The organism is Fischerella muscicola PCC 7414 (assembly GCF_000317205.1).
In the GTDB taxonomy this organism is placed as follows: Bacteria; Cyanobacteriota; Cyanobacteriia; order Cyanobacteriales; family Nostocaceae; genus Fischerella; species Fischerella muscicola.
This window is the reverse complement of record NZ_AJLK01000036.1, coordinates 1-20,029: the sequence shown is the minus strand read 5'-3', so window position 1 is coordinate 20,029 and position 20,029 is coordinate 1. Positions and strand designations below refer to the sequence as shown.

General features: G+C 41.8%; 19 protein-coding genes and 2 pseudogenes. 11 read left to right on the top strand and 10 right to left on the bottom strand.

Annotated features, from left to right (window positions below; all coding sequences use genetic code 11):
- The first annotated feature begins 158 nt into the window (after positions 1-158).
- Positions 159-926, top strand: a complete 768-nt coding sequence (locus UYI_RS0105395; RefSeq protein ID WP_026085758.1) for a response regulator transcription factor — start codon at positions 159-161, stop codon at positions 924-926.
- Between the two features lie 83 nt (positions 927-1,009).
- On the opposite strand, the gene UYI_RS0105390 is transcribed toward UYI_RS0105395, so the two are convergent.
- Together UYI_RS0105390 and UYI_RS0105385 are read right to left on the bottom strand one after the other, a co-directional pair.
- Positions 1,010-1,777, bottom strand: coding sequence for an ABC transporter ATP-binding protein (locus UYI_RS0105390; protein ID WP_026085757.1), 768 nt, complete (start codon positions 1,775-1,777; stop codon positions 1,010-1,012).
- Between the two features lie 69 nt (positions 1,778-1,846).
- A complete protein-coding gene (locus tag UYI_RS0105385; protein ID WP_016865654.1) occupies positions 1,847-2,413 on the bottom strand; it encodes a hypothetical protein in 567 nt (188 codons plus the stop codon).
- A 109-nt stretch (positions 2,414-2,522) separates the two neighbouring features.
- Here UYI_RS0105385 and UYI_RS0105380 point away from each other — a divergent pair, with 109 nt between their 5' ends.
- Complete coding sequence (locus UYI_RS0105380) at positions 2,523-3,251, top strand: Uma2 family endonuclease (protein ID WP_016865653.1); 729 nt, start codon at positions 2,523-2,525, stop codon at positions 3,249-3,251.
- A gap of 102 nt (positions 3,252-3,353) precedes the next feature.
- Here the strand turns inward: UYI_RS0105380 and UYI_RS0105375 are convergent, their stop codons facing one another.
- Positions 3,354-3,542, bottom strand: a complete 189-nt coding sequence (locus tag UYI_RS0105375) for a hypothetical protein (RefSeq protein ID WP_016865652.1) — start codon at positions 3,540-3,542, stop codon at positions 3,354-3,356.
- A 1,098-nt stretch (positions 3,543-4,640) separates the two neighbouring features.
- On the opposite strand from UYI_RS0105375, the gene mnmE reads away from it, so the two are divergent.
- From mnmE to UYI_RS0105335, 7 genes and pseudogenes are all read left to right on the top strand, one after another.
- Positions 4,641-6,023: a tRNA uridine-5-carboxymethylaminomethyl(34) synthesis GTPase MnmE gene (gene mnmE, locus UYI_RS0105365; protein WP_016865650.1), complete on the top strand. Its 1,383-nt coding sequence runs from the start codon at positions 4,641-4,643 to the stop codon at positions 6,021-6,023.
- Positions 6,024-6,243: 220 nt separating this feature from the next.
- A complete protein-coding gene (locus tag UYI_RS0105360) occupies positions 6,244-6,963 on the top strand; it encodes an energy-coupling factor ABC transporter ATP-binding protein (protein WP_026085755.1) in 720 nt (239 codons plus the stop codon).
- Positions 6,964-7,057: 94 nt separating this feature from the next.
- A pseudogene (locus UYI_RS32005) lies at positions 7,058-7,620 on the top strand (Uma2 family endonuclease).
- Positions 7,610-7,765: a hypothetical protein gene (locus UYI_RS36520; protein ID WP_157226298.1), complete on the top strand. Its 156-nt coding sequence runs from the start codon at positions 7,610-7,612 to the stop codon at positions 7,763-7,765. Before UYI_RS32005 ends, UYI_RS36520 begins: the two are co-directional and overlap by 11 nt.
- Before the next feature lie 450 nt (positions 7,766-8,215).
- Positions 8,216-8,695, top strand: a complete 480-nt coding sequence (locus tag UYI_RS0105345; protein ID WP_016865646.1) for a hypothetical protein — start codon at positions 8,216-8,218, stop codon at positions 8,693-8,695.
- Between the two features lie 64 nt (positions 8,696-8,759).
- Positions 8,760-8,930, top strand: a complete 171-nt coding sequence (locus UYI_RS36515) for a hypothetical protein (RefSeq protein WP_157226297.1) — start codon at positions 8,760-8,762, stop codon at positions 8,928-8,930.
- Positions 8,927-9,616 (top strand): DNA-3-methyladenine glycosylase family protein, encoded by a 690-nt coding sequence (locus UYI_RS0105335; RefSeq protein WP_016865644.1) that lies wholly within the window; start codon positions 8,927-8,929, stop codon positions 9,614-9,616. Before UYI_RS36515 ends, UYI_RS0105335 begins: the two co-directional genes overlap by 4 nt.
- Before the next feature lie 219 nt (positions 9,617-9,835).
- Here UYI_RS0105335 and UYI_RS39960 read toward each other — a convergent pair.
- The 6 genes and pseudogenes from UYI_RS39960 to UYI_RS0105305 all read right to left on the bottom strand — a co-directional run bounded on the left by UYI_RS39960 (position 9,836) and on the right by UYI_RS0105305 (position 17,008).
- A pseudogene (locus UYI_RS39960) lies at positions 9,836-10,108 on the bottom strand (type II toxin-antitoxin system RelE family toxin).
- Positions 10,105-10,356: a type II toxin-antitoxin system Phd/YefM family antitoxin gene (locus UYI_RS0105325; protein ID WP_026085754.1), complete on the bottom strand. Its 252-nt coding sequence runs from the start codon at positions 10,354-10,356 to the stop codon at positions 10,105-10,107. The pseudogene UYI_RS39960 and the gene UYI_RS0105325 overlap by 4 nt, the downstream one beginning before the upstream one ends.
- Before the next feature lie 290 nt (positions 10,357-10,646).
- Complete coding sequence (locus UYI_RS0105320; RefSeq protein WP_016865641.1) at positions 10,647-11,831, bottom strand: M20 family metallopeptidase; 1,185 nt, start codon at positions 11,829-11,831, stop codon at positions 10,647-10,649.
- A gap of 570 nt (positions 11,832-12,401) precedes the next feature.
- Entirely contained in the window at positions 12,402-12,965 is a 564-nt protein-coding gene (locus UYI_RS0105315) for a pentapeptide repeat-containing protein (protein WP_016865640.1), read from the bottom strand.
- A gap of 462 nt (positions 12,966-13,427) precedes the next feature.
- Positions 13,428-15,188 (bottom strand): bifunctional serine/threonine protein kinase/MFS transporter, encoded by a 1,761-nt coding sequence (locus UYI_RS0105310; protein ID WP_016865639.1) that lies wholly within the window; start codon positions 15,186-15,188, stop codon positions 13,428-13,430.
- 212 nt (positions 15,189-15,400) lie between these two features.
- Positions 15,401-17,008 carry a peptide ligase PGM1-related protein gene (locus UYI_RS0105305; RefSeq protein WP_016865638.1) on the bottom strand — a complete coding sequence of 536 codons (1,608 nt, stop codon included), beginning with the start codon at positions 17,006-17,008 and terminating at the stop codon, positions 15,401-15,403.
- Between the two features lie 673 nt (positions 17,009-17,681).
- Here UYI_RS0105305 and UYI_RS0105300 point away from each other — a divergent pair.
- Entirely contained in the window at positions 17,682-18,542 is an 861-nt protein-coding gene (locus tag UYI_RS0105300; protein ID WP_016865637.1) for an SDR family oxidoreductase, read from the top strand.
- 191 nt (positions 18,543-18,733) lie between these two features.
- Positions 18,734-18,991: a hypothetical protein gene (locus UYI_RS0105295; RefSeq protein ID WP_016865636.1), complete on the top strand. Its 258-nt coding sequence runs from the start codon at positions 18,734-18,736 to the stop codon at positions 18,989-18,991.
- A gap of 112 nt (positions 18,992-19,103) precedes the next feature.
- On the opposite strand, the gene UYI_RS31995 is transcribed toward UYI_RS0105295, so the two are convergent.
- The coding region (locus UYI_RS31995) for a WD40 repeat domain-containing protein (protein ID WP_035138140.1) at positions 19,104-20,029 on the bottom strand (926 nt) is incomplete at its 5' end.

The following is a 20,029-nucleotide window of genomic DNA, read 5'->3' as shown; positions in this document are numbered from 1 at the left end:
ACCAACCGAGCTTGAGATAAGGCTTTTAGTTTAATGCATTGGCAACTTGTGCATGATTAAATTAAAAATTATTGGCAATTGAAGTAACAAGGGTTACAAAACCCAAGACATAGGCTTTGTTACTTTGAAAGTCATGCACGCTAAGGGGTCTTGCCACCGTGGGTTCGGTTTGTATTGAAATCGTAGAGGGAAATCCCCATCTGAGGTCGTTGCTTGGCTGGCACTTGCAACAGCTGGACTATCGGGTGCATCAAGCCGCAAGTATTTATCAAGCCAGGGAAGTTTTTCTAACTCACCATCCGACACTAGTCATTTTAGATGCGGACTTGCCTGATGGAGATGGCATTGAGTTTTGTCGATGGTTGCATCGTCAGCAGCAGCCATTAATCTTAATGCTATCTGCCCGTAGTAATGAAGCTGATATTGTTGCTGGCTTGAAGGCGGGGGCAGATGATTACCTCACCAAGCCATTTGGGATGCAGGAATTTTTAGCACGGGTAGAGGCGCTAATACGCCGCAACCGTACACCCGTTGCCCCAGCTTATCTCGATTATGGAACATTGCAAATAGATTTAGTGCAACGCCGTGTCCGTTTTCAAGGAGAGTTTATAGATTTAACACCACAGGAATTTAGTTTGTTATATGTTTTAGCACAAGCAGGAGGAGTACCTTTGAGTAGGTCGGAACTACTGCGGCGTGCCTGGCCTGATGCAATTGATAATCCTCGTACCATTGATACTCACGTTTTATCACTGCGGAAAAAAGTAGAACTTGATCCGCGCCAACCTAGCTTAATTCAAACCATCCGTAATGTAGGATATCGCTTTAACATGGAGATTTTGAATACCAATTTGCCACAATCACTGACAAAGTTAACGGCAGAAAGATTCAATAATCAGCCTTCAACATTGAGTAGTCAAAGGTAATTGTTGTTTGTTGGATGTTGTTTGTTGTTTGGAAAAATCCATCAACAACTAACAACTATCAACTATCAACTATCAACTATCAACTAATTCCATTCTTCAGCAATTTGTGTTTCTGCCTGTATTAAGCTTTCTCGTAACTTAGCCCAGTTTATTTCAGCAGCGCTTTGATTTGCTATTAGCCTTCCCTGTTGTAAGTGCAACAGTCGATCGCAAAATAATTCAGCCATTTCTAGCTGATGATTTACCATTAAAACTGTAGTTTGACGACTTTGGGCTAGTTTATTCAGAATTTCCATCACACGAGAAGCAGTACCCACATCCAAGGCAGACGTAGGCTCATCTAATAATAAAATTTGTGGTTGAATGATTAATGCCCGGGTGATCGCTATTAATTGCCGTTGTCCAGCAGAAAGTTGCACTTCCGTTTTTCCTAACCAATCATCGGGTATGTGCAGCTGTTCAATCCAGTTATTGAGTCTTTGCTGAATAGTCTGTTTCGGCAAACCACGCAAAACTAGAGGATACTCCAAAGCTTCTTTGACTGTCATTCCTAGCAGTTTTGACTCTTGGGGAAGCTTTGTTACACAAGCACGTAGCTGCAAAACGGGTATTTGACGGTATTCCTGATTATCTAAATAAATTTTGCCACTCGTAGGTTCACTCAAACGGTTGAGAAGGCGTAACAAATAAGTTTTTCCTGCACCAGATGGCCCGACAATGGCAATGCGATCGCCCTCAAATACCTCAAAGGAGATATCCTGTAATATTGGGTATCCCTGCTGTTTACCCTGCAAAGTTGTGTATAGACTAACTTTTTCTAGTCTTAGTTTTGCTGTCGGCAAAGTTTCCAAATTCAACCTTCAATCAAATTCTAGTACTTATATAGCCGCTTGTTTTTAGGCTATTTTTTACATTCATTTTTAACTTAAATTACCCTGAGTTAGGCTAATAGCAATAATCCAAGCATCTATTAAAAGTAATATTACTGTAAATAATAGTAAAATTAAATACATCCACGGCTGTGCTAAAGGATAGACATCACTGGTATCAATACCTGTCTTTTCTTGTACCAGTTTTACCATTCGAGCAAAACCTGCCACACGCATGGGTAACAAATAAGCTTTTCCGTCTTGGCTGAGAAAATAGTAAACCAGTCCTCCCTGTCCAGTAGTGCGGGGTTTTAACTGTTTGACTTCCGACCAAGGTAACGACCAACCTTTACGAAAAAAACGTGGAACCCAATTGGGATAAGTTACCTGAATTCCTTGGTCATCTAAAATTACACATTCTGTTAACACTGCATACAAGCCAACTAAACCAATGCTAATTCCTAACCAAAGTAACGTTGGTGGAATGGGCGCATTTGTGACTTCAGCTAAAAAAGGTAAAGGTATGGTTAGGGCTACATATAAACTTAAAAGCGTAATCCGAATTAGAGGAGATAGGCGAAAAATTGCAGGCGAGGTATTATCTGAATTTGCTGTCACGGCTGATTACAATTCTTAACTTTAACTATATATATACTAGCTAGAACCCCACTGATCGCAACTGCCGTAACTGCTACGCTAAAGTTGTAGCATCTATACACTTACAGCCATGTCCGTCGCTAAAGAGATAGAAACCCCAGAATTAGAAACCCCGAAAGATTTTATTATATTTCCTCCTGGTGATTTATACAGTGATGAACCGCCTTTGGAAACATATTTTCATTTGCAGCAAATGCTGCTGCTGTTAAAATGCTTGGATTGGTGGTGGCGCGATCGCACCGATTTTTTTGCAGCCGGCAATCTTACCATCTACTATAGCCCTCGTCAGCGCAAGTCAGAACATTTTCGGGGACCTGATTTTTTTCTAGTGCTAGGGACTGAACGCAAACCGCGTAAAAGTTGGGTAGTTTGGGAAGAAGAGGGTAAATATCCAAATTTAATTATTGAACTACTCTCAAGTTCAACAGCAGCAACTGATAAAGGTTTAAAAAAACAGATATATCAAGATATCTTCCGCACACCAGAATACTTCTGGTTTGATCCGAATAATTTAGAATTTGCTGGATTTATCTTAGTTGGTGGAACTTATCAACCGATTGAACCCAATCCTCAAGGCTGGTTGTGGAGTCAACAACTAAATTTATTCTTGGGAGTTGATCAGGAAAAGTTACGCTTTTTTACAGCAGAAGGGGAACTGGTTCCTACACCAGAAGAAGTTGCACAACAAGAAATGCAACGTGCTGAGCAAGAAATGCAACGTGCTGAACAAGAAAAACAAAGAAGCGATCGCTTGGCGGCAAAACTGCGAGAATTAGGTGTAGATCCAGATTCGATTTAAAAAATTTTTCATAAACTTTACCCCTCTGGAATAGCAAAATCAAAACCTGAAAATGCTGAAGGGGTAAGAATACGTCACCACTACAAAACTAATTTAAGATCATTAATCTTCTGGAAATACCCATTTTGGTGGTTCCATGAGTTTTTTGAGTCTTGCAGCTTCAGCAATCTCGTGCATTTTGTCTAAAGAAGTCTCTTCAATAAACTTAGAAGTCTCCTCTAAATAAGCTTTCTCATCCTTGACATCCTCTTTGTCGCTGGCTTGGGGATTATTTATTTTACCCTCTTCCACGCTGACCTCCTTGATTACAGTAATGATTGCTGCTAAGCAAAAATACTTCAGTTACTCTCATAAATCTTAACCTTGTCACTGCTCCTAGAAACATTGATGTAACATTTGTGAAGTACCTACAGTGACCTTCAGTACACTGTAGGCTTCCTGTCTCATTTGCTATTGCTGTGTTAGGAACATTGCAAAAACAATGTGCCTTACCAAAAACGCTCCGAGTCTTACGTAGCATCTCTGGGGAAAACCCCCTTTATCTGGTCAAAGCCAGAACCCAGGCAGCCACCCGCCTCCCGCAGGCAGTTAAATTGTTAATCCGAGAATTTACATGGAGTGTGCCTATGCGTTCCAGTGGCAAATTCCCTTCCCCCTTACTCACGCGCTTTTACCTGCGCAAGCGTCGTACGGGTACTTCGTGTTGTTTACAGCCGTGTGGGTGGGTCAACGACCATTTATATATTACCATATAAAGACGTACATCGTATGTCTTTATATGAAAACTGGAAGATTGAATTTAAGGCTTTCTGAGAACAGATTGAACAAGCTGCGGCTATATGCACAAAACAAGGAAAAGACACTCACTCAACTCATTGAAGATTGGATCGATAGGTTGCCAAGTCAAAAGTTTGGCGACTCCTCATCGACCCCACTCCCTGATCAACCTAACGGTTGATAGTGGTCGGAAGTCAATTCGTCATCGCCCCGCCATTCATGAGGTGGCGGTGTCGGAACCTGCCTCCGACACTCCAGCCGCCGTCCCCACGCTGCACGAAGTGAGAGACGTGGGGCTTCTGTCGGTTCAAGCTAAAATCATGACCGCCGATACAGTCATCGGCTAACAGGATTTTGAATGATTAAGAGTGCATCCCCAATCCCCGATCCCTATTTCCAAGACAGGCGACTATATAAACCAATACAGTTCAGTTAGTACAATCCAATATTTGGAGATCCCCCATTATCCCCCTTAAAAAGGGGGACTTTTTTCCGCTTCCCCCCTTTTTTAAGGGGGGCTAGGGGGGATCAAAACCTTAACTGAACCGTATTGCTATATAAACTCACTACAATCGACAATAGACTCAATCATAATTCCCGAAAAAGGCGCTGATGTCGGAAATTTTTGCCACAACTGGAACCATCGCTGCGATCGCAACTGCTATTGTCCCCCAACAAGGTAGCGTTGGCATTGTGCGCGTATCTGGTTCAGAAGCAATACCTATTGCCAAAACTATTTTTCATGCGCCTGGGCGTCAAGTTTGGGAAAGCCACCGCATTCTCTACGGTTATATTCGTCATCCCCAAACACGACAACTAGTCGATGAAGCACTACTGCTGATTATGCAAGCGCCCCGCTCTTATACCCGTGAAGATGTTGTAGAGTTTCATTGCCACGGGGGAATTATGGCAGTACAGCAGGTGTTGCAACTATGCTTGGAAAACGGGGCTAGACTAGCGCAGCCGGGAGAATTTACCTTGCGGGCGTTTTTAAATGGACGCCTAGACTTAACCCAAGCCGAAAGTATAGCTGATTTAGTCGGAGCGCGATCGCCCCAAGCTGCACAAGCTGCTTTAGCAGGCTTACAAGGCAAATTAGCTCAGCCAATCAGACAATTACGCAGTCAATGTTTGGATATCTTAGCGGAAATTGAAGCGCGGATTGATTTTGAGGAAGACTTAGCTCCGCTGGACTATAAAATTATCATATCAGAAATTGAGAGAATTTCAGCAGAAATAACTAAGCTACTGGCAACCGCCGACCAAGGTGAACTGCTACGCACAGGTCTAAAAGTAGCGATTGTTGGGCGTCCGAACGTGGGAAAATCAAGTTTGTTGAATGCGTGGAGTAGAAGCGATCGCGCCATTGTCACCGATTTACCTGGTACAACTCGTGATGTTGTGGAATCGCAATTAGTCGTTGGTGGAATTCCTGTACAAGTCTTAGATACTGCGGGTATTCGAGCCACAGAAGACCAAGTCGAAAAAATTGGTGTCGAGCGCTCCCGCAGTGCCGCACAAGCTGCCGATTTAGTCCTGCTCACCATTGATGCTACCGCAGGATGGACAACAGACGACCAAGAGATTTACGCACAGGTGAAACATCGTCCCTTGATTTTGGTGATTAATAAAATTGACCTGGCAGCAGCAGAAACAGTGCAGTATCCCAGAGAAATTAGCCAAGTTGTAAAAACAGCAGTGGTACAAAATCAAGGAATTGCAGCTCTAGAAGCAGCGATTTTAGAGCAAGTGCAAGCAGGGAAAATCCAAGCTGCTGACATGGACTTGGCAATTAACCAAAGACAAGCCGCCGCACTCGTCAAAGCAAAAACATCTTTAGAACAAGTGCAGGTAACAATTGCTCAGCAGTTACCTCTTGATTTTTGGACAATTGATTTACGTGGAGCAATTCATGCTCTAGGGGAAATTACAGGAGAAGAGGTAACAGAATCTGTCCTGGATAGGATTTTTAGTCGGTTTTGTATTGGTAAATAATTAATTTGTCATTTGTCATTTGTCATTGGTCATTGGTCATTTGTCAAGAGTTAACAACCACCAACCACTGTACAGACGTGCCATGGCACGTCTGTACAACAATCAACAATCAACAATCAACAATCAACCACCAACAATCAACCACCAACAATCAACCACCAACAATCAACCACCAACAATCAACCACCAACAATCAACCACCAACCAACAACTAACTAAAATGTCACAAACTGTAGTGGTTCAAAACCTAGTGTATGCTTATTCTACGCGGGAACCAGTTTTACGAGAAATTTCCTTTACCTTAAATGCAGGCGATCGCGTCGCCCTCATGGGACCGACTGGTTCGGGTAAAAGTACTCTGCTTGAGAACCTGATCGGCTTAAAAGAACCCCAAGCTGGGAAGATTTGGATTAATAACATTCCCCTAGAACCCAAAACCTTACCCCAAGTACGTCGTCAAATTGGTTTTGGTTTTCAAGATGCTAATGATCAGCTATTTATGCCCACCATACTTGAAGATATCACCTTTGGGCCGCGTAACTATGGTGTATCACCAGCGATCGCCATTGATAAAGCTAGAAATTTATTAGCTGATTTTGGTTTAGAAGCTTATGCCAACCGTTCTGCTCATGAACTGTCTGGAGGACAAAGACGCCTTGCTGCCTTAGCTGCAATTTTAGCATTGGAACCAGATATTTTGATATTGGACGAACCAACTAATGGTCTTGATCCTTCATGGCGGCGTCACTTTGCTCAAATGTTATTAAAATGGCAAGGCAAAGTTATGTTAATAGCCTCCCACGATTTGCACTGGTTAGGGAAAGTTACTCAACGTGCTTTAGTGCTTTCTGGAGGACGTATTCATATAGATAGTGACATTCAGTCATTATTACAAGAAGCTGATACTTTGGAAAGGTTAGGTTTACCTGTTGATTGGTAAATAGTTATTTACTTGCACTGTCTCACCACCGCACTGCCTCCCCTACTTAATATTTACTCCATAATTTAAGATACGACAGACAGTGGAGGTGGCCATGACTGTGCAGTTGTTAAGACGAAAATTCACAGTTGAGCAATATCATAAGATGACTGAGTCGGGGATTCTCACAGAGGATGACCGAGTGGAATTGATCCGGGGAGAGATTATTGAAATGTCACCGATTGGGACAAAACATGCTGCTTGTGTGAATCGACTTGTGAATTTGTTGGTGCAGTTGCTCGGAAAACGCACTATACTTGCTTCTCAAAATCCAGTCGCATTGAACAATAATTCAGAACCTCAGCCGGATGTAGCATTACTCAAACCCCGTGAAGATTTTTATGAAACCGCGCACCCCCAACCCCAGGATATTTTTTACTAATTGAAGTAGTTGATTCAACTGTTAACTATGACCGGGAAGAGAAAATTTCTTTATATGCAGAAGCAAACATTATTGAAGTTTGGTTAGTAGATATTAACGAGCAAATCGTCGAAGTTTATCGAGAACCAACAGCCGCAGGATATCAGCTGATGCAAAAGTTCACTCTTGGTCAAATTTTATCAACTCAAGCCTTCCCCGACATAAACATCACCGTCAACGAAATCTTTGGCAGATAAATTTGCTCACAACTTCCTAGCACATAACTTGTGGAAGCGATCGCCCCCTCCTCTCTCCTCCTTGGCGTCCTCTGCAACTGTGCGGTTCAATTCTCACACTCATTTGCCAAAACGCGATCGCTCCGTCATCTCTCACCTAAAATAAAACATCGAGCGATCGCACACCCATTTCAAGTACCAAACTCAAAATTTGAGGTTTAAAACCCGAACCTTCTCACTTCAAACCCGAACATTCTCACTTCAAACCCGAACATTCTCACTTCAAACCCGAACATTCTCACTTCAAACCCCAAAGTTCTCACTTCAAACCCGAACATTCTCACTTCAAACCCGAACATTCTCACTTCAAACCCCAAAGTTCTCACTTCAAACCCCAAAGTTCTCACTTCATACCCGAACATTCTCATTTCAAATTGTTTTCCTATTCCCCGATCCCTGATCCCCGTTGCCCCTAATCCCCACCAGGGGCCGGTGAGTTCCCTAATTCCCTAATAGAAGTGTCAAATTATCGGAACACTAACTGAAATCACTGAATCTGTGGTTACTATTGGTTACGATTATTTGGATTTCATTATATAAATTGGCTCAGGTGTAAATGTCTGTCGGGTATCGTAAAAATAAGATTATTGTTCCTATAAGTGTAAGTCTGACTTTGCTGCTGATTGGTTGTAATGACAACAAAGCCTCCCAATGTCAGCGACTAATCAAGACTGTGAATGACGGGAATTCTTTAGTAGAGATAAATAAAGGTACTCAGGTTGCAACAAGTTTGAAACTGGCTAAGGATTTGCAAACAGCCACCAAAAAAATTGAGCAACTAAATTTAAAAGACCCCAAACTGAAAGAATACCAAACTCAGTTTGTCAAAGTATTTACAACACTCAGTCAAAATATCTACAAAGCAGGTAAAGCACTTAATACCGCCAAACTAGCAAAAGCTTCAACATCTGGTAGACAACAAATACAAACAGCAAGAAGTGAAATTGATAACGCGCTGAAAGCAGCTGAGGTTGCTGCTAAACAATCAGATGTGCTAGCGACACAAGTAAATAGATATTGTAGTCAACCAGAATAATATCTACTTGCAGTTTTTGCAGAAGAAGCCAAAACCGAATTTATCGGATTGAGTACTAAAATCAATGATGAATTATGAATTACGCCGTGAATTGAGAGGTGATTTTCTTATGTTAAGTTTACTAGCGATCACCCAGGAGCGATCGCGGAGACTGCGGCGGCAAGTAGGAATGATTTTCCAAAAGCCCAAAAACATTTTTGCTACAGCTTTAATTCACATCAAGCGTGAACTATGAATTATTTAGAAACACTAAATGAAAACAACTTTACTCACGCTTTGAATGTACTCGCATCAAACGATCCAGATATGGAATACATTCTCAATACTTTTGGCTTACCCCCATTGTGGTTACGAGAACCAGGTTTTGCTACTCTCATCCAAATAATTCTGGAACAACAAGTTTCTCTCGCTTCAGCAAAAGCAGTTTTTGCAAGACTGCAAGCAAAAATCTCACCAATTACTCCACAAAAGTTTTTTCAACTTGATCATACAGAATTAAAAACGATTGGCTTTAGTCGCCAAAAAGCTATTTATGGACGCTTGTTAGCAGAATCAATTATTGCTGGAGAACTTGATTTAAATCTTCTCAACACAATGGATGATGAAGACGTTCGTAGTGTCCTCAAAAAACTTAAAGGTATTGGAGATTGGACAGTAGACATATATTTATTAATGGCACTGCGGCGACCAGATGCTTTGCCCAAGGGAGATTTAGGGTTAATCCTGGCAATACAAAAAGTGAAGAAATTAGCACAGCGTCCCACTCCACAAGAAATAGAAAGTATTGCTGAAAAATGGCGTCCTTGGAGAGCGGTGGCGACGCGGTTGCTGTGGCACTATTATTTGAGTGAGCGATCGCCACAATCAAGAAAAAATCCTACATCTCCAAACGTGGTAGATTCCGAATGCCCGGAGCTTTGAGTACTACAAATTTGCTACACAATTTATTTGTTGATTTTCAATTAAAAGCATGTCTTCTTACACTAGAGGAAAGAAGCGCGATCACTTAGTTTTCGTGGCTATTAATGATGTTTTGATGTATGGATTCAAAACTAAAGGACAGGAGATAAGTTTGACGTTAAGCCATTTGTTCACCCTTCATATGCACTGCGGATCGGTCGGTAGATGGCGATCCGCTTTTTATAAGTTTTTGTAAACCTCATCATCGTTTCGCTTTCCTACGCGGAAAATATCAACCAGTTCATTGTCATGATCAATTGTATAGAGAATCCTGTATTCTCCTTAGTCAACACGATAACCGCCTTCATAACCTTTTAAGGCTTTACAATCTTGCGGTCTAGGGTTCCCTTGTAAAGAGAAAATTTTTGACACAACTTGCTTGAATTGCTTGGCTTGTAAGTCTAATAAGTCTTTTTCTGCGGTTCTAGCAATTCTCAGGGTGTAGCGGCTCATTCTTCATAACGGGCAATGACTGCCTCTAGAGTTGTAAATCCATCGTTTTCTGTAACAGCACGACGTAATTGTTCAGAATTGATGGCATCTTCTAGGGCTTCTAGTCGTTTGAGGTCTTCTAGCCCGATAATGGCAACCACTGCTTTACCGTGTCGCTCGATTATAATACGTTCCCGTCCATACTCAACACGATTTATCAATTCTTGAAGATTGGCACGAGCTTCTGTAGCGCTGATAGAATTTGTCATTTTACACAAAACGTACAAAATATAAAATTTGTACATTTATTATAGCTATTTAACAAATTTAGAGACTCTAGAATCTGCGATCGCTGCCTATAAAAAAAGATTTAATATTGAAGAAATGTTTCGAGGCCACTTATCCCCATAGATAGAATCTAGGGGCTTGCGTGGCATTGATTAGCAGTCATTCAAACGTGGTAGATTCCGAATGCCTGGATCTTTGAGTACTGCAAATTTGCTACAGAATTTATTTGTTGATTTTCAATTAAAAGCCCTAATATTTCAGCATTTTGCGGCTATGAAACCTGTTGCCAATACCGATAGGCCGTATATGCCATTGTTACAACTCCAGTGATGATCGCTGATTCATCAATTTCAAATTGGGGATGATGTAGTGGGTAATTAATTACCCTATCCTTAAAACCCACACCTAAACGAAACATAGTACCAGGAGAATGTTCTAAATATACAGAAAAATCTTCTGCACCCAGAGAGGGTTCGGGTAAAACTTGCACGCGATCGCTTCCCCAAGCTTCTTCTGCGGATGATTGCAATAACTGTGTCAGGAAGTAGTCATTTTGGACACTAGGGACACCCTGGCGATAGTTGACTTGATATTTTGCACCGTAGGAATTACAAACACTAGCAACTATTCTTTCAATCCAGTTAGGTAAGTTAGCACGGGTTTCAGGATGGAGCGATCGTACTGTTCCTAACAATTGGACTTTATCAGCTATTATATTCGGCGCTCTACCACCGTTTATTTTTCCTATGCTCAATACTACCGGACGCAAAGGATTCTGGGTGCGGCTAATCGCTTGCTGTAGTGTGGTAATAACTTGCGAAGCTATCCAAATAGCATCTATTGCTTCGTGGGGACGAGCGCCATGCCCTGATTCGCCCATAATAACAATTTCTAAATCATCAGCCGCCGCCGTCAATGCACCATAACGTACACCAATTGAACCTGCGGGGATAGAAGGGAAAACATGAATACCCAATATACCACTAACTTTATCCATCGCCCCATCTGCTACCATCCAGCTTGCCCCCTTGGCAATTTCTTCGGCTGGCTGAAATAAAAATCGTACCTTCCCAGAAATCTCCTCGGCAATCTGAGCCAAGATCATGGCAGTTCCCAAACCAACTGTGGTGTGAACATCATGGCCACAAGCGTGCATAATACCTTCTGTACGGGAGGCAAACTCTAAACCACTACGTTCCTGTATCGGCAAAGCATCCATATCAGTACGAATCGCCAAGATTCGTTTATCCTCGCCTGTTCCTTGTAATTCTCCAATTACACCTGTTTTACCTACTCCTTCTTGTACATGCAGTCCACTGGAAGATAAAACTCCAGCTACAAACGCGGCTGTTTGGTACTCTTGACCGCTTAGTTCGGGGTGAGAGTGGATGTGGCGACGAATTTCTATTAGGCGTGGAGCTATGTTTGTTGCTAAATCTTTAATACGGCTAAGCATTTTTCAATTATTTTAAAGTCTTTAGTTTAATGATAAAGAAGTGTTAACTGACAAATAACTTTTAGCCCACACTAATTAAGTGTTACTGAGCCAAGCTATTGTAAAATAATTGACAAATACTTTTACATTGAAAGTACTCCACAGTCAAGAGTAATTTCGCTCGTTCTCAGTTTCTAGCTCTTGAGCGTGCCAATTTTAGATTTTGCGAAAAGTTAGTAGAGTCCTAAGCTTCTCAGAGGGAACTTTAAAGCTAAGATGGATTTTGAATTTTAGATTGATATCAATCCAAAATCACATTCATTGATAAGGGCGCACAACCAGCTAGCTGTGCGTCCCTTTCACGTTTATCTTTTCCTTTTGCCCTCTGAGTTGAAAATAGCCTCACCCCGTCAAGAGAGGACACCCCTCTGGTAAACTCGCGGAGAGGGGAAAAGGGTGAGGTTTTTCATTGAGACTGAATTGTAGCTTTTAAGACAGCTAATCCCGGGAAAATTCTATATTAAATCTGAAAATTTTCCCTCTTCCTGTTAAGAGTTTCCTGTTACCTATTTTCAAGATAGTTACTCAGTATCACTCTGTAAAGCAGGTTGAGCCATTGATATTATTATCGTTAAATTTGTTACATGTTCCCGTAGAGAAACGCTGTAAAGACCACCAATAAGGTTTATTAGAAGAAATCACACCATTGGGTAGAGTGGTCACTCGGAAGTTTGCGCCTCGATAATTAGTCAATTGTTCTCTTGCGCCTTTGAGGTTAGCACCTTCTAGATTTGCACCAATAAAACCAGTAAAACTCAGATTTGTATTGTCTAGGGATGCAGCTTTTAGGTACGCTCCTGTGAAGGAAGTCCCTGTGAGATTGGCTCCAGTTAATGTCGCACTTTCGAGATTTGCACTTGTCAGATCGGCATTTGTGAGATTAGCACCTGTTAAAATAGCTGATTTTAAGTTAGTTCCACGTAAATTTGCTCCAGTCAAGTTCAATCTACTTAAGTCAGCACCACTTAAATCACACCGAGGACAAGAACCTGTTGCTTTTAACTGGTCTAAATCTAGTTGATTAAAAGCAAAAGCTTGCTCTGTAAGTCCTATAAAAGCTAACAAAGTAGCTGTGGCAATAAGCTGAAATTTCATGTTTTTTACAGTAAGTATAAAGTTGAAAATTCACTTAGGTGATGTATTGTTATCATTATATGACTGATGCAAAAATTTATCGGTATAAAGCAGACATCAAGAAACTGTAAAATTACTGTAAAACCTCATAGTTTCCCCTAGTCAAAACCAAACAAAGTTCATAGAATAAAAACATCAAACTTTATACTGAAACTCTATAGGCAACGAAATATTGCATTCCCCCAGCTGAATTAATCAAAAGGCTAGGGGGAATTCTTATTTTTGGTATGGAATTTTGCTGGAATCGAGGACTCGGGTGATGGGGTGATGGGGTGATGGGGAGAATAATATAGTCACTAATTCCCCCTTGTCCTCCTTGTCCGACCTGTCCTCCTTGTCCGACCTGTCCTCCTTGTCCTCCTTGTCCCCTTGTCCGACCTGTCTCCCTTTCCCTTTTCCCGCTCCCCGATCACTGTTCCCTTGTCAATAACGCCAGCCCAACAAACGCAATCCAGGCACAACCAGGTAATGACTTACTCCCAACCAAAAACTAACCACAACGCCTACAAAACCAAAAAAACCTATTTTCCACAATAATTCAGGCCAATGATGCGTAGCACTAAAAAAATCGTTGAATATGGTTGGTGGTAGCCCAACATAAAGCAAAAATGCAAACGGTAGCGCCGTACCAAAAGCAGCAACCACAGCATGAACTATATGATGGCTACGTAGACCTAAGCCTAGAGTAAGCAGTGAAACTGCGGCTAAAATCAATGCTACTAATCCTTCACCATCTTCTTTTGGTGTGATTAATTGTAGAATCAACCAGCCAAATCCATAGCCAAAAATTCCCATGAGTGATGCCACTAAAAACCGTCGTCGCTGGCCATAACCTCCGGCGGTCACTATTCCCCATGCAGTGCCTAACCCAGCACCAGCAAACAACAGAATCTCTGATCCCGACACAGACTGGCTGTTCTCTAGTAACAGGGATAGCTGACTAGACAAAGATTCGCCAAATTCTTTTCCCCATTCTGTCTTGGCTAAAACATAACCAGAAAAAGTACCCGCAGCAGCGCCAATACTGGTGAGAATCATTGTCCAAATTGTATCCAGACACGCTCGAAAAACTTGAGCGATCGCACCAAATACGAAAAGAATAATTTGAACAATGCTTCGAGCAAAATTAACAACAGAGTTTTGAATTTGTTTTCTAAAATCAGATAAAAATCCTAAAATCGGAGATGATTTTGTGTTGGTGATCGCTACAGTTACACTACCAGTGTTTGTTCCGACACGATTTGGTAGTGCCTGAACAATCTGTGTCAAACGTCTTTGAATAATCGCCGTATTTGCTGGACGCGATCGCGCCTCTTCCTGCATCATGTCATCTAGCAAATCTGCTAGTTGCGGGTTAACATTACGTTGCGATCGCCAGTGCAACTCGCCCGTTAAGGGATCTTCTAAGTCCACCGGATGCTTACCCGTCAACAACTCAATCATTGTCCGCCCCAAAGCATAAAAATCAGCACTAGGTTCAACATGACCACCCAGCACTTGTTCCGGTGGACTGTAACCAGAAGAAAACAACTTTGTAGATCGTGGCTGAGAACCAATCTTTGCTGCACCAAATTGTTTTGCCCCACCAAAATCAATCAGTACCAACTGACCCCCCCATTCCCCTGCTTGAGAAGAGGGAGTACGCAGCATCAAATTAGAAGGTTTGATGTCACGATGAATAATATTGCGTTGGTGCAAGTGGCGTAAAATTTCCACAGCTTGATTTAACCAATTCAACACCAACTCTGGTGGACATCCATGAGGATATTGCTTGTATACTATTTCCTCCAAAGTCTGACCATGAATTTTTTCCATCACCAAACAAGGCAGAGTCTGTTGTCCCTTGGCATGAACCCAAATGCGTTGAAAATAACCATCTGGATCGACCCTGGGAACACCTGGATGTCGCAACTTGCTTAAAACCGCTGCTTCTTGGGCAAACAATTCTCGTGCTTTTGGTGATTCTTCTACCAACACTTTCAGCACTTTTTCTGTTTGTGTCTTTTGATCCCAAACTGTGTAAATTTGGGCAAAACCTCCCGATCCCAAACGCGCTGTCGGGACATAACGGTCTATCAGTTGTAGGGGCGCACCACAGCAACTACAAAATTTGTGTCCCCAAAGCTGGGGATAGGGACGCTGACAGTCTGGATTGATGCAGTGAATTTCACTAGTGTTGAACACAACCGCTCAAAGACAATGGCTGATGTTGATTATAATCAGGAGCCGGGGTAATGGGGATAGGGGAAAGGGGATTGGATTGGGATCGGGGATTGGATTAGGATCGGGGATTGGGGACGACTTGGGGGACGACTTGGGGGAATTAGTGACTATATTATTCTCCCCATCTCCCCATCTGCCCATCTGCCCATCTCCCCAGTCCCCACCCCCGGTCCCTAACAACTAAACCCATCCCAGACCATGGGAAAAGTATGTTCTAAGACGGAACAATAGTCTTGATTGTTGCTGTGGGTTTCTTCGTCCAAGACTTTAACAACCTTGTTATAAATTTCTTCTGCTTGTTGAGGAGAATCGCCAATGCTGGTTAAACCTAGCTTGCCAAATTGGGAAAGACAACCCATTAGATGAAAGACTGTGCCTGTTTCTGTGCCAGTGTCAAAGTGCAGCCTATGATGGGCGATGATGTCCATTAAGTCGTTGGGTAAGAGTCCTTGATAACGGTCTTTTTGCAGGTTGTCGGTGGCGATGTAGTATTTAGGGCGTCCTTGCTGGGAGTAAAACAAGCCTGTAGAAAAGTCGTAACGTCCGTTGGTTAATAATTTTAAGGTCATAAAGGGGTGGGTGGTTCCGCCTTTACGTAGGTTAATTTCTATTGCTTGCATATCCCATTGTCCATTACCCTTGTCAACAGTAATAAAATCGACACCAAATCGTTCGAGGGCGCCTTTTTCTGCAAGTTTCATGCCTATTTTGGTTCCCAACAGTTGCAGCTGTAGGCGATAAGTTTCATCAGCAGGAAATCGACAACCAAGGTAAACTTGTCCGTCAGGACCGCCAAGAATTTGGTCATGGGTAGAAAGAATTTCCACTTCGCCAAGAGGTGTAATCCGTCCTTGGACACTGGGCGATCGCTTGACTTCACCCTCGACAAACGCTTCTACAATTGCCCCTAACTCACCAATTCGTCCCGAAAAGTTTTCCCATGTTTCTTGGCTAGCTTGAAAACGCATCTTTGGTAAGCGATCGCTAATCGCTGCTAAGCGTTCGGCATGGGAACCTCCAGGAGGTGCAATATCCGCAACTGGTCTTAAGTCTAATAGGGCGTTTCCTTCTCCCGATATGCCTTCGTTCAGCTTGACCACCATTCTTTTTAAGTTCGGCTGGCGTTCCCACAACTGCACAGCAGCTTCTTCCAAATCAGCAACACTCTTAACTAAATCACTACCATCTGGGTGGGGCACTCCGGTTTCTGCGAATATTTGACGACTACCACTTTTTGTTCCCCAAATCTGCAATTGTGGTGCAGCAGCATACAGTGGTACACCTAATTTTACAGATAATTCTGCTTCTAAAGGCGTGCAATTATAGCATATCATAAATGATTTGTCTAGCCTTAAAGCTTGACGAATACGATGGAGCAAGCGGGGACGTTCTAAAATTTTTTGACTGAGGGGTTTTAGGGAAGAATCATAGGTGGAAAGTAAGAGCAAGCGATTGCGAGCATGGGAGAATGGGATTCCTGGCAACAGTTGTAAATAATAGTCGATAATACTGGGGTGCAAAGGTACAGATGTTACGTAGATGAGGCGATTGCGGGGGTTCCACAAACGAATAAGTGAGAACAATAATCGCTCTTCGTAGTGTTCGTAACCTTCGACTTTTCTAAGTTCTCGCTGATCGATGCTCAGAGAGGGAACAACTAAGATATCTACATCACTGCTTTCGGTAGGGCCTTCAATACTTTGCCAGCGATCACGTAAGGTCAACTGAAGAAATTGAAATGAGTCAGTATGCTCTAAATTAGCAATGTTCAATATTTGCATAATTTTACCCCTGCTTTGCTCCTTCAGAGGGATTGCTTAATTTCAGATATATCCTAAGGAATAATTGATTGCGATTGTATGCAACACTTCTTTGAAATCATTTGGTTGATTGCTGATGTTTTACGATGTTGCACGTAAAAATTCAGTGAAAATTAGATAGTGATTATTGGGATCAATATATAGTGAATCATCCATGAATTAGGACTAAAAAACAAGAGTTAAGTTTATTGCTTAAGTTATACTTAGAAGAAATAATTTTGTTTGCATAAATTTACTTCTCAAGATTGAGAGATTTTTATTTTGTTTATAACTTGAGAATGATAAATTGCAATCAATTAATAGTTACTTTAATAACTGAGAGGAGAGATTCGTTAATTAGGTAGATGTAGTGTAGTGAGGTTCCCTTGTCAAAAAAAGAGCGTGCTTTTGGTGTGAGGATAAAATTTTTTGTTGGCATACTTTTGCTCCGGCGGCAATTAGTAAGCTAAGCATGATCTAGAGAGTAAAAAAATAGCTCGCTAATGACAACAGGGTGCAGTCGTAGGAACTAAACCTTGGATTGAAATTTCGATCCAAGGTTAGTTTTTGGCTAATAGTTAGTGGTTAGTAGGTGATTGGAACAACTAACAACTAACAACTAACTACCAACTACCAACAACAAAAGGAGAAACATATGCCAGAAGAAAAACCATTACAACCGCCACAGCACCAAGAACAACAACCGGGGATTGAATCAGAAATGTCACCCAAGCCACAAGCTGATGATCCCCAGTATCAGGGAAGTGGCAAATTAAAAAATAAAGTGGCACTAATTACAGGTGGAGATAGTGGTATTGGCCGCGCTGTAGCGATCGCTTTTGCTAAAGAAGGTGCAGATGTAGCGATCGCTTATCTCAACGAACACGATGATGCTAAAGAAACCAAACATTTGGTAGAAGCACAAGGACGAAAAGCAGTTACTATTTCTGGCGATGTTGGCGATGAAACCTTTTGCCAGCAGGCTATCCAACAGACAATAGATGAATTTGGCAAGCTTGATATTCTGGTCAATAATGCTGCGGAACAACATCCACAAAAAAGTATTGAAGATATTAGCAAAGAACAATTAGAACAGACTTTCCGCACCAATATTTTCTCAATGTTTTTCTTAACTAAAGCAGCATTGAAGCACCTGCAAGAGGGCGGCAGTATTATTAATACTACTTCTGTTACAGCTTATAAAGGTAGTCCAGAATTACTTGATTATTCTTCTACAAAAGGTGCGATTGTAGCCTTTACTCGTTCTCTCTCACAAAGTTTGGTAGAAAAGGGAATTCGTGTGAATGCTGTAGCTCCCGGTCCGATTTGGACACCTTTGATCCCTGCTACCTTCCCAGAAGAGAAAGTTGCCAATTTTGGGAAACAAGTACCAATGCAACGACCAGGACAACCTGAAGAAATTGCACCTAGTTATGTATTTTTAGCATCAGATGATGCTTCTTATATCACTGGTCAAGTCCTGCATCCCAACGGTGGTGTAGTGGTAAATGGTTAAAAATTGTTAGTTGTTTGTTATTGTTAGTTGTTTGTTCGTAGTTGTTTGTTGTTTGGATGAAAACAATCAACCATCAACAATCAACAACCAACAACCAACAAATCTTTTTACCTTTCATTTGAGAGATGATCTAGGGTCAAGTTATTGATAATATAGCAAAAAAGTTTGAAATCAATTATAAACTGTCTATTATGTCAGCTAAAACACGTTTACATGGTACGGAATTAGTAGATTGTGCTAGAGCAAATGCCAAGCAGGGAATTGAAACTGCTGCTTATCAGTGTGGCTATGGTGAGGATTTGAATACCTTTGCTCAAGAATTAAGAAAAGCGTGTGAAGAAATGAACTTGCAAGCTAAGGAACTTACTGATCTAATTAGCGATCAGGACAAGATGCTGAATTTGGGTGAAGGTGAAATTGTAGCGCCTGATAGCGATTCGCAACTTTAGGAAGGGTAACTTGGGGTCCCAGTCGGGGATAAGGGACAGAGGTTTCCATGCCCTTGTTGTGTAATTCCCCCTGGGAGTCTAGCTTGAATATACTTTTTGGAATCGGTATAAATTATCTCTCCTCGACTGCGCCCAGTTCTAACAATGTTGATTTCTGCGCTTGTGTTATACCTGTCACACCATAAATATTCATACCCTCATACAGGCGTTCTGCTCTTAAAGTTTTGATACACTCTTTTGTTTGTACATCCCATAATTTAATAGCAGCATTACCATCGCCACTTACCAGCATTTTTCCGTCACAACTAAAGTCAACAGACATGACCCAGGTATTATGTCCTGCTAATGTAGCAATACAATCACCCGTGGCGACATCCCAGAGTTTGATTGTACTGTCACTGCTACAACTAGCAACAATGCTACCATCTGGACTAAAAGCGATCGCCCAAATCCATTCTTGATGTCCCCGCAGTATATGTATACAATCTCCTGTATGGACATCCCATATTCTCACTGTGCGATCGGCACTACTAGCAGTAGCGAACAATAAACCATCCGGACTAAAACTCACCCACCACACCCAACTATCATGTCCTGTAAATGTTTGACAGCATTGCTTTGTTGCTAAATCCCAAATTCTGACTGTGTCATCAAAACTCCCCACAGCCAATTTCTGACCATCTGGACTAAAGGCTGTTGACATAGAAATGTGTTCTGGGAAGGTAAACAGCAGTTGACCAGTAGCCACATCCCAAAGTTTAACAGTATGGTCATAACTACTGCTTGCCAACATACAACCATCAGGACTGAAAGTGACACCTGTGACCAAACCTGCATGTCCGTGTAAGACTTTGGTACACTGACCTGTTACCACATCCCATAATCTGATTGTTTGGTCGGCGCTACCACTGGCTAAAGCACAACCATCATGACTAAATTTGACTGCAAAGATAAAATCTGTGTGACCCCGTAAGCACCGACATTCCCCGTCTAGTGTCCATAACCTGACAATCCGGTCTTCACCTCCACTAGCAATAA

Excerpts from the sequence above, each read along its gene's own strand:
- UYI_RS0105380 (WP_016865653.1), top strand. The coding sequence starts at position 2,523 with ATGTCCGTCGCTAAAGAGATAGAAACCCCAGAATTAGAAACCCCGAAA.
- mnmE (WP_016865650.1), top strand. The coding sequence starts at position 4,641 with ATGTCGGAAATTTTTGCCACAACTGGAACCATCGCTGCGATCGCAACT.
- UYI_RS0105360 (WP_026085755.1), top strand. The coding sequence starts at position 6,244 with ATGTCACAAACTGTAGTGGTTCAAAACCTAGTGTATGCTTATTCTACG.
- UYI_RS0105345 (WP_016865646.1), top strand. The coding sequence starts at position 8,216 with ATGTCTGTCGGGTATCGTAAAAATAAGATTATTGTTCCTATAAGTGTA.
- UYI_RS36515 (WP_157226297.1), top strand. The coding sequence starts at position 8,760 with ATGATGAATTATGAATTACGCCGTGAATTGAGAGGTGATTTTCTTATG.
- UYI_RS0105335 (WP_016865644.1), top strand. The coding sequence starts at position 8,927 with ATGAATTATTTAGAAACACTAAATGAAAACAACTTTACTCACGCTTTG.
- UYI_RS0105325 (WP_026085754.1), bottom strand. The coding sequence starts at position 10,356 with ATGACAAATTCTATCAGCGCTACAGAAGCTCGTGCCAATCTTCAAGAA.
- UYI_RS0105320 (WP_016865641.1), bottom strand. The coding sequence starts at position 11,831 with ATGCTTAGCCGTATTAAAGATTTAGCAACAAACATAGCTCCACGCCTA.
- UYI_RS0105315 (WP_016865640.1), bottom strand. The coding sequence starts at position 12,965 with ATGAAATTTCAGCTTATTGCCACAGCTACTTTGTTAGCTTTTATAGGA.
- UYI_RS0105305 (WP_016865638.1), bottom strand. The coding sequence starts at position 17,008 with ATGCAAATATTGAACATTGCTAATTTAGAGCATACTGACTCATTTCAA.
- UYI_RS0105300 (WP_016865637.1), top strand. The coding sequence starts at position 17,682 with ATGCCAGAAGAAAAACCATTACAACCGCCACAGCACCAAGAACAACAA.
- UYI_RS0105295 (WP_016865636.1), top strand. The coding sequence starts at position 18,734 with ATGTCAGCTAAAACACGTTTACATGGTACGGAATTAGTAGATTGTGCT.